The 9,167-nt window shown below is 46.4% G+C and carries 6 protein-coding genes; 3 read left to right on the top strand and 3 right to left on the bottom strand.

The window, feature by feature from the left end; all coding sequences use genetic code 11:
* Window positions 1-19 precede the first annotated feature (19 nt).
* From R7Z10_RS00975 to fhuB, 3 genes are read left to right on the top strand one after another with little or no spacing between them, the layout of a single operon-like run.
* Entirely contained in the window at window positions 20-805 is a 786-nt protein-coding gene (locus R7Z10_RS00975; protein ID WP_206953489.1) for an ABC transporter ATP-binding protein, read from the top strand.
* Window positions 796-1,725 carry an iron-siderophore ABC transporter substrate-binding protein gene (locus tag R7Z10_RS00980; RefSeq protein ID WP_206959020.1) on the top strand — a complete coding sequence of 310 codons (930 nt, stop codon included), beginning with the start codon at window positions 796-798 and terminating at the stop codon, window positions 1,723-1,725. The genes R7Z10_RS00975 and R7Z10_RS00980 overlap by 10 nt, the downstream gene beginning before the upstream one ends.
* Window positions 1,722-3,689 carry a Fe(3+)-hydroxamate ABC transporter permease FhuB gene (gene fhuB, locus R7Z10_RS00985; RefSeq protein WP_206959023.1) on the top strand — a complete coding sequence of 656 codons (1,968 nt, stop codon included), beginning with the start codon at window positions 1,722-1,724 and terminating at the stop codon, window positions 3,687-3,689. The genes R7Z10_RS00980 and fhuB overlap by 4 nt, the downstream gene beginning before the upstream one ends.
* A gap of 95 nt (window positions 3,690-3,784) precedes the next feature.
* On the opposite strand, the gene R7Z10_RS00990 is transcribed toward fhuB, so the two are convergent.
* The 3 genes from R7Z10_RS00990 to R7Z10_RS01000 all read right to left on the bottom strand — a co-directional run bounded on the left by R7Z10_RS00990 (window position 3,785) and on the right by R7Z10_RS01000 (window position 9,161).
* A complete protein-coding gene (locus R7Z10_RS00990; RefSeq protein WP_005375171.1) occupies window positions 3,785-4,633 on the bottom strand; it encodes a mechanosensitive ion channel family protein in 849 nt (282 codons plus the stop codon).
* A gap of 97 nt (window positions 4,634-4,730) precedes the next feature.
* Window positions 4,731-5,636, bottom strand: a complete 906-nt coding sequence (locus tag R7Z10_RS00995) for an OmpA family protein (protein ID WP_206959025.1) — start codon at window positions 5,634-5,636, stop codon at window positions 4,731-4,733.
* 9 nt (window positions 5,637-5,645) lie between these two features.
* On the bottom strand, window positions 5,646-9,161 hold the full coding sequence (locus R7Z10_RS01000) for a hypothetical protein (protein ID WP_206959027.1): 3,516 nt from the start codon (window positions 9,159-9,161) through the stop codon (window positions 5,646-5,648).
* Window positions 9,162-9,167 lie beyond the last annotated feature (6 nt).

A 9,167-nucleotide genomic window follows, 5' to 3' on the forward strand; every position in this document is an offset into this window, starting at 1 on the left:
TTTCTCCTAAGAGCCATCCATGTTTCAACTGTCTAATATTGAGATCGTGCGAGGTGGACGTCAGATCCTCGGCATCGAACAACTTAACATCCCAACAAATGAGCTAACGGTCGTTTTAGGCCATAACGGTTCAGGTAAGTCGACACTGGTGAACCTGCTTTCTGGTCAAATGCCACCAGATAAAGGCATGGTAACACTAAACGATACTTCCCTTTCATCACTCAAAACCAAAGAGTTGGCAAAACAGATCGCCTATTTGCCACAAAAGCTGCCCTCTTCAGCTGGTTTAACGGTAGAAGAGCTAGTGCGCTTAGGTCGCTTTCCGTGGCGTGGGGCACTTGGTCGTTGGAAAACTGAAGACAAACAAATCATCACGCAGGCTATGGAACGAACAGGAGTTACACCTTTTGCTCAAGCTTTGGCGGATGACTTATCGGGCGGCGAGCGCCAACGCGCTTGGGTGTCTATGCTACTGGCTCAACAATCGCCAATTTTAATTCTCGATGAGCCAACCTCGGCGCTCGATGTTCACCATCAGTTTCAACTAATGGCGCTGCTGGCAGAACTGAATCGAACCGAGAACGTAGGCATTATCGTGATCCTGCACGATCTGAACTTAGCCCTGCGCTACGCCACCCACATTGTTGCGCTCAAAAAAGGTAAAATTGCCTTTGAAGGCAACGCCGACATGTTGTTAGACGAGGCACGCCTTTCTAAACTATATGAGTCACCAATTAAGCTGATTGAGCACCCAAGCCCGGCTAACACATTAGCGAGCCAAAAGGTGGCTGTTGTATGCGCATAATGGCTCGTTTACTTACCGTGGTTACACAATCTGCTTTTCTCCTCGCATTTTTTATGACCAATGCACATGCAGTCATCACCGTTACCGATGAATATGGCGAGCATAGTTTTGAGCAAGCGCCTCAACGCGTTGTAGCCTTAAACTGGGACATCTTAGAACAAGTTTTGGCGCTAAACGTAGAACCAATCGCAGCCCCAAATTTACCAGGCTACCGCCAATGGGTCGTCAATCCAACTGCACCAGAGTCAATTGAAGATATTGGAACCCGAGCAGAACCCAACTTAGAAAAAATAGCCAGTTTGAAACCAGATGTCATCCTTGCTGCGTCTCCACAGCAAGACTTGATTCCGTTACTCAAACAAATTGCTCCGGTAATCTATTTACCTAATTTTTCTGAAAATGAGGCCGCAGCTGAAACGGCCATTCGTCACTTTCGTACGCTCAGCAAGCTATTCAATAAAGAGGCACTTGCTGAACAGAAACTGGCAGAATTAGATGCTTCATTTGCGCAGATGCGCCAGCGAATTCGCCACTATTACTCTTCTCCACTCAGCGTTCTTGTGATGCGATTTTCAACTCCGAATACTGTATTACTTGCAACCGAAAACTCCACCACTGACTACGTGGTTAGAAAACTGGGATTACAGGCTCCAATTAAAGAGGACCCACGAGCGTGGGGAGTAAAGCAAGATCGAATCAATCGGCTTCAGGGCCTTCAAAACAGCTACGTTCTCTACGTACAACCTTTCCCAGAAGAACGAAAACTGAAAGAGTCGCCACTTTGGCAAGCGATGCCGTTTGTGAAAAAGCAGCGGGTAAATTCAGTCAGAGCAGTGTGGGCGTATGGCGGTGCCATGTCTTTGCAATACACCGCTGAAGCGATTACCGACAGTCTAATAGAGTTGGCACCAGAACAATGAGAACGAAACATTATATTGGTTATCTGGCGCTGATTACGTTACTTAGCGTCTTTAGCCTACAAATTGATACTAATTTATCACTTTTCGAACAATGGCAATTATTAACAAAACCAGAGGTAGCAACCGAGTTTCGTGATGTATTCTTTACGCAAGCGCAGCTTCCTAGGTTAAGTATGACCCTGCTTGTTGGTGCCATGCTTGGTCTCACCGGCAGCTTAATGCAGCAATTAACGCAGAATAACCTCACCTCGCCGTTGACTCTTGGCACCTCTTCTGGTGCTTGGCTTGCATTAGTAGTGGTAAACATTTGGTTCGTCGATTGGGTCGCCGATTACTCTGCATTAGCCGCAATGTTTGGGGCTTTAGTGGCGTTTGGCCTGATCGTATCAATTGCCGGTGTGCGTAATATGACAGGTTTGCCGTTGGTCGTTTCGGGGATGGTGATCAATATCTTGCTCGGTTCTATCGCCACAGCCATTATTATTTTAAACGCCCAGTTCGCACAGAATATTTTTATGTGGGGAGCAGGAGACCTCTCTCAATACAGCTGGGATTGGTTTGAGTGGTTATTGCCTCGCTGCGCTATCGCAATCGTAATTTTGATCGTCGCACCACGTATTCTGACCTTAATGAAACTAGGACAAGAAGGCGCAGCAGCCCGAGGCTTAGCGGTATTACCCGCGTTTGGTGCGTTAATGGTGATGGGTATTTGGCTGGTATCCGCCTCCATCACCGCAGTTGGTATTATCAGCTTCATCGGATTACTGACACCCAATATTGCCAGAGCGATGGGGGCAAGAACACCGCGCGACGAATTGATCAGCAGCATGCTTTTGGGCGCAATGCTACTAATCATCACAGACTCTGCCGCTATCTCGCTGAGCTTATGGTTAGAGGAAACCATTCCTAGCGGCGTAGCGGCTGCAGCTATTGGCGCTCCCGCTTTAATTTGGTTTACTCGTAAAAAGCTGACGGCAACCGATCAACTTAACCTTTCAATGAGCCAAGGAAAAACGGCGCTTTCTAAACGCGCGGTATGCAGCATTGCGCTATTCAGTCTGGTTGGGATTCTAGCTTACTCATTCGTTACCCATGGTATAAACGGAATTCAATGGTCTGTGCCAGGTGAGTTCCAATGGCAATTGCGTTGGCCGCGAATGTTAACCGCACTTTCTGTCGGTATTGCGCTATCCGTTGCCGGAATCATTTTGCAACGCATTGTTTATAACCCTCTGGCAAGTCCCGATATTCTCGGTGTGTCTTCCGGAGCCACGTTTGCCATTATTACGACAGGAGTCATCGCTGGGTCGCTTCTCTCCGCATTTAGCTGGGGTATCGCTTTTTTCGGAAGTATGTCCGTATTGATGTTATTGCTGATTATCGGTAAACGAAGCCATTTTAATCCATCTAACTTCGTGTTGTCCGGCATCGCACTAACGGCACTATTAGAAGCCCTCGTTCAATTTTCGCTAGCTCAAGGCTCAGGTGACAGTTACAAAATTTTATTGTGGCTAACTGGTTCTATTTATCGAGTCACAGCCGACACCGCACTGATGCTATGTTTGGCCATAATAGTTCTGGTTGCCGCTGTATTCTCGATTTCTCGTTGGCTAACACTAATTTCCATCGGGCGACAATTCTCAAATGCACGAGGGCTTAACCCTACCGTAGCCAATACGCTTATGCTCACCATCGTTGCTTTGTTATGCGCCTTTTCTACCGCTACAGTTGGTCCAATATCTTTTGTTGGCTTGGTCGCTCCCCATATGGCGATGATGTTAGGAGCAAGAAAAGTGAAAGAGCAACTGTGTGTCGGTGCCTTAATTGGCGCAACCCTAATGTTGTGGGCAGATTGGCTAGGACAAATCGCTATTTATCCAAGTCAGGTCGCAGCTGGCACGTTGGTCGCTATTATAGGCAGCACTTACTTCCTATTTTTAATGCTGAAGAGTAAATTCAGCTAAGTTGGGAATATTGTTACAGCCTAAAAATACGCTAAGAAAAACAAACCCCGCTATTTTGATAGCGGGGTTTGAAATTAAAGGCGAAGTACGATGCTCTATTCTTCTCGCACTACAGGAAAACGTTGCTCATAAAGTTCCATAAAGTCCTTACGAATTAAGTGCTCTAAGTGGTTCGCTTTATCGGTTGGGCAGAAAATCATCACGTGCAGAATTTGTTCACCATTAATGTTGCTAGAAATATGCATATGTGGCTCAGAACCAGGAAGGTCAACACCGGCATGTTTTTCAATCATCGCATTGTAACGATGTGCAACATCAGCAAAGTAACTGCAATGTTCTTCAATTTTATCAGTTAAAATCGGTAACAGTGGATACAAATTGACGAAGTCTTTCACCACTACAGAAAAGTTGTGGTAAACGTACCGCTTCATGAAGTTGAGGTTCTTTACTGGATAGGTAAAGAACATACTATTAGGCAATGTCGCTGTTTTGCCGGTGTAATGATATTGCCCGTGATGCAGGTCGATCTCTTGAATCACCGTCGCCATCATATTGTGCTCAATCACTTCACCACACAACTTCCCGACCTCAATCCAGTCTCCAACGCGAAAAGAACGCGAACTTGCTCTTTGAATCGAACCCGTAAAACACAAAATGATTTCTTTGGATGCCACTACAATGGCAACGGCAATCGCCGTTACACTCAGAGCAAACTCGTTAATTTCTGATTGCCATAAAATAAATAAAATCAGTAATGTAACAGCAAAGGTGCCATTTTTAGTTCTAGACATCCAACTACGCTGATCTTCTGAGAGAAAAGCGTGATCACCACGAATCATCGATAAAATTGCACGACGAATTAACCACATAATCGCAAAGATCAGTGCGGTAAAAATCAATTTATGAGTGAGAAGAAAATCGACGACTAACTGCACTTTCTCCATTACCCGACTCCCTGTTTGGTTTAGATAGGTTGACCTTTCATGCTAAATATCGCTCAGAAAACAGATAGCTAGCTTGCGAGAGGACAACCTTACCAAATTATTCAGTCGGTAGCCCCAGTTCACTCTCTTTAAATACGATAAACGCACGGCGGTTTAAAGCATTGGCTTCTGGAGATTCTTCGTTGATCACAGGTTGAAGCTCACCAAAGGCTTTTACTTCCCACACAAACTGCGATGGATCGAGTTTCGTCTTGAGATACGCCACCACGGTTTGCGCTCTTCGCTCCGCCAATTGTTCATTATAAGAGAGCGAACCCACTTGGTCGGTATGACCAGCCACCATAATGCTACCTTCTAAACCTTGCAGTTTTGCGATGAAATCATCTAATTGTGAAAGGTCTTCCGGTTTTAATTCCGACTTATCGAAATCGAAGTGTGGTGTCATCGCCATGTAGATCTTACGTTCTGGTTTTGGCGGCTCACAGAAAGGCATCTCTTCGTACTTCTTCGCCTCTTCAAACATCACGTAAGCACGACGGTTTTCAGCACGAGCTTGATCCGATTTACCCAACGCTAGCGGCTGCGACTCACCAAAGTGCTTCACTTCCCAATCGTATTGCTCTGGGTCGAGTTGCTGCTGAAGGTACGCTTCTACCGATTCAGCGCGTCGCATAGACAGCTTCTCGTTATATTCGTCAGAGCCTTTAAAATCGGTGTGACCAACAATCGTGATGCGTCCGCTCAAGCCTTGAATATCACGGATGAACGCACCTAGGCTTGCCGCATCGGCTTCACGAATGATGGATTTATCGAAGTCGAAATGCTCGGCTACCGCAATATGGATTTCGCGTTGCGGTGCCAAACATTCACTGATCAGAAACTTGGAGACATTGACATCGGCAAACTTTTCTCGGTTCTCTTGGCTTACATACGCATCCGCCGAACAACCTGCCAATATTGCCCCTGCGATCATGCCGCTTAACAAACGAATCGTCGTTTTCATATCGCCCTCTTATAACTTACCAACTAGGTTAATGAACACGCCTGATGCATCGTAATCGTCATCATTCGCTAGATTGCCATCAAAGCCTGAGAAGTTGTAACCCACGCCGACTTTGAAGTTGTCGCTCAAATGTTTGTTAACCGAAACCAATGCTCCCTGCTCTAACTCGTCGTAGGTGCTGTCCGTCTTCCAGTGGTACTCACCAGTCACGTCCCAATCTTTCATAACACGGTAAGAGGCACTCAAACCGTAGAGAGAAATTTTACTGTCGACTGGAATGTCTTCGCCTGACTGACGAGTGAAGATTTCATGCTTGTCCTTATAAGCGTATTTCGCGCCTAAATCCCAGTTTGCATCCAACGAGTAGATACCTTCGATTTCGATGATGTGGCTTTCTTCATCTTTGTAATCCACATCGCGGTTAAGTTGGTCGAAGTCCACCAAATACGTATAACGAGAAAGTACGTTCAAACGGTCGTTGTAGATTGGGCGATATGCTAAACCTGCGGTCGACTCAATAAAACGAGCCAACACTTTATCGCTCGATTTGCTCTCTGAGCGTGAGTAGTTGAACTTACCAAACAAGGTGTACTCTTCCGTTAGATGATGTGTGTAACGGTTAGTCGTCACCCATTGGTCGACACGTTTTTTATCTGGGTCTGCGGAATCATCGGTCTTGTCGACACGGTACTCGACTTTGTTCTTGAACAATACGTCATCGACATCGATGGATGTGCTCACACTCACGGCTTGGCGCTCTGTGGTGATCTTCTGGTCGTCTTCAATTTCGCCTTTTTGATAGCCAATCCCCATGTCGATGTCGTCGTTCATGTCGTAACCAAAACCAAACGAGTCAATACGACCTTTGCCGTTGTTCTCATCTACAAATTGGTTTTCTTGGTAGAAATCGACGGTTGAAGTCAGGTCTGCACGTTGACCGACAATCACGTTGTTTTTGCCTTCGTAAGTGTCGTCTACGTAGGTTAAGTAGGTGCTGTAATCTTCCGTTACGTCATACGTCACGCTCGCTTCTGCGGCATCGCCGCGATCACCCGTGGTGTATTCCGCGCCAACCACAAAGTCTTCTAGAATTCGCGTTTCACCACCGAGCGTGACGCTGTCGTTCTCGTCGTATTCGTCTGTTTGGCCTACGGTTTTCTGACCTTTGATGTACACGTTGTTGTCGCTGTCCCAGATGTAGTCAGCACGCAGACCCGCTAACGTGCCTTTGCCTTTTTCATCTTGGTTGTTTAGCTCTTCAACTTGTTTACCCGCTGCCGAGATCTTGATGTGTTTGGTGACTTTAACTTGGGTTTCCAATTCCGCTTGCTGGGTATCCGTTCGCAAATCACCATCGGATTCACGCTCTTCAACCGAGGTAAAGCGCGTCTTAACAGCAACTCGGTCAGTGGCTTGGAAACGAATTTCGGTACCGTAAGACTCTTGCTCTAAGTCATCATCTTGGCTAGCAAAACTGTAACCTGCGTCTTTGGATTTGTACCAAGCTTTAACGTCGTTACCCACCGCAGAGAATACGTTAGGAGCTAAGTCGTAAAGGTTCATCACCCCTTTCACTTGGTAGATATCACCTTCACGATCTTCCGCGTTGCTGCCAATTGGGGTAAAGGTTAAACCGCCATCGAAAGAAACGTAGTTGGAATCGGTTTGACGACCTTTACTGTGTCCGAATTCGGCTTTTAAGTACGTCCCTTCAGATGCACGCAAGGTTAAGTCCGTGCCGTACGCTTCGTAATCTTGGTTGTCTTTTTCTTCGGTTTGGTAGTTTGCACCCACACCGATGTAGTCGTTCACCCAACCTTTCACACGACCACCAGCGGTCATTGCGTCAAGCGCGTCACTGCCTTGAGGGACGTATTCATAGTCCACCGCAAGATAGTTTTTGTATCCTGAACTCGGTTGGTCGTTTATCACATCACCAAAGTTATCCGAAATGATGTTGTTCAGCGGTCTGGTCAGAATAATGCGGCCTTGGTATGGGTCGATTTCATAGTCACGCCCCGATTGCAGCGGCATTTCTTGCACAGTGATGCTGCTGTCTGGGTCGACAACTTTCACCATCACTTTGTCACTGCCCGGTACCACTTCACCATGACGCAAGAAGTACAACGAACCACCAGTACCTAGGAATTCATCGTGAGCGAAGAGTGAATCAGATTCAGCCGCAAAGCCAACAATGTTTAGACGATCTTCACCAAACTTGGTGGTTGAACGAGTACGGTAGTCACCTTTAAAGCCGTATAAGCTACGGTTGTAATCGTTGTTGTCGGTGCCAGTAATGCCAGTGTTGTAGTTACCCCACAACACATTGGATTTGTCGTACTCAACGTTGAGGTAAACCTTACCTTTGGTATTTACCACTTTGTAGATGTTGGAACTGTCACCATAGTTGCCGTAATACATCTCATCGTCGTCTTCGAGAATGTCGAATACGCTGGATGAGTCAGAGGCAAACGGGTTCTTAAACATGTCTCGCACGTCACTCTCTTTAGTATCAAAGTGAGTGGTAACTCTGAGTTTGTCGCCAAATTTACCCTGACCAAAGTACGCCAAGCGTCCTTGGTTATAGATGTCATCTTGGTATTGCTCGTCGACGGCTAATGCGGCGGAGTTGCCCGTCACTTTGTTTTTACCGATGTAGAAATCCGCAAGACCTGCTTGTACCCAATACTCATCAGGAATACGCACGTACAGTTGGTAGCGACGCTCTTCACCGCTGTCGAATACTACACGAGTAGGGAAGAGATACGCATCTGCTGGCAAGTACTGTTCTGCGTATAACTCGCCCTCTTCCACATCAAACTCGTCTTCGCCAATCACGACTTTATCGACGCCTTTTAGTCCCGTACCCATGAATCTTGCCAGACCCGCAGAGGTTGGAATGTTGTGACGCATCAACTGAGCTTTACCAAGCTTGCGGCTTTGCTCTTCTTCACCGTCGTTCTTGTCGATATCGACTTCAGAATCTGGCTCGACAAGGTCAATCACACCAACCGTCGTCACGTCCATGTTGCCGTCTTTATCGAAGGCTTTTAAACGGAACAACAGCTGTGTGTTGGATTCAAATTGATACTCTTGGTCGGTCGCGCCATCCCAAACAATGTTGAAATCGTTGGCAAATTGCTGACCTTCAACCACTGCTAAAGGGTCAACCAAGCCACGGTCACCACCACGGAAGACTTCCAGTTGGTAATGGTCAACGTAGTAGCTGAAGTTGGTTGTGATAGCAAAGCTCATCTCTTGCAATGGCTTGCCATCTTTCACTTCAACATCGCTGCTAATGCTCAGGTCAAGTACCGGGTCAAATCGCATGATGTCGCGGCTTACCCAAATCGCACCTTGGTCTAGGTAGATACGCGAGTTATCCGTTTGTTCGTGAGCTTTTACTTCAATACCCAGTGAGTCACTGTCAAGTTTCTCCAATTGGCTGGTGTCTTTCGCGTACGAAAGTATTGGCAACGCAGCCGCGATACACATTGTCAGTTTTGATTGTCTAAATCTAATCATAATAAT

This window comes from Vibrio sp. Vb1018 (genome assembly GCF_033338775.1).
Lineage (GTDB): Bacteria > Pseudomonadota > Gammaproteobacteria > Enterobacterales > Vibrionaceae > Vibrio > Vibrio alginolyticus.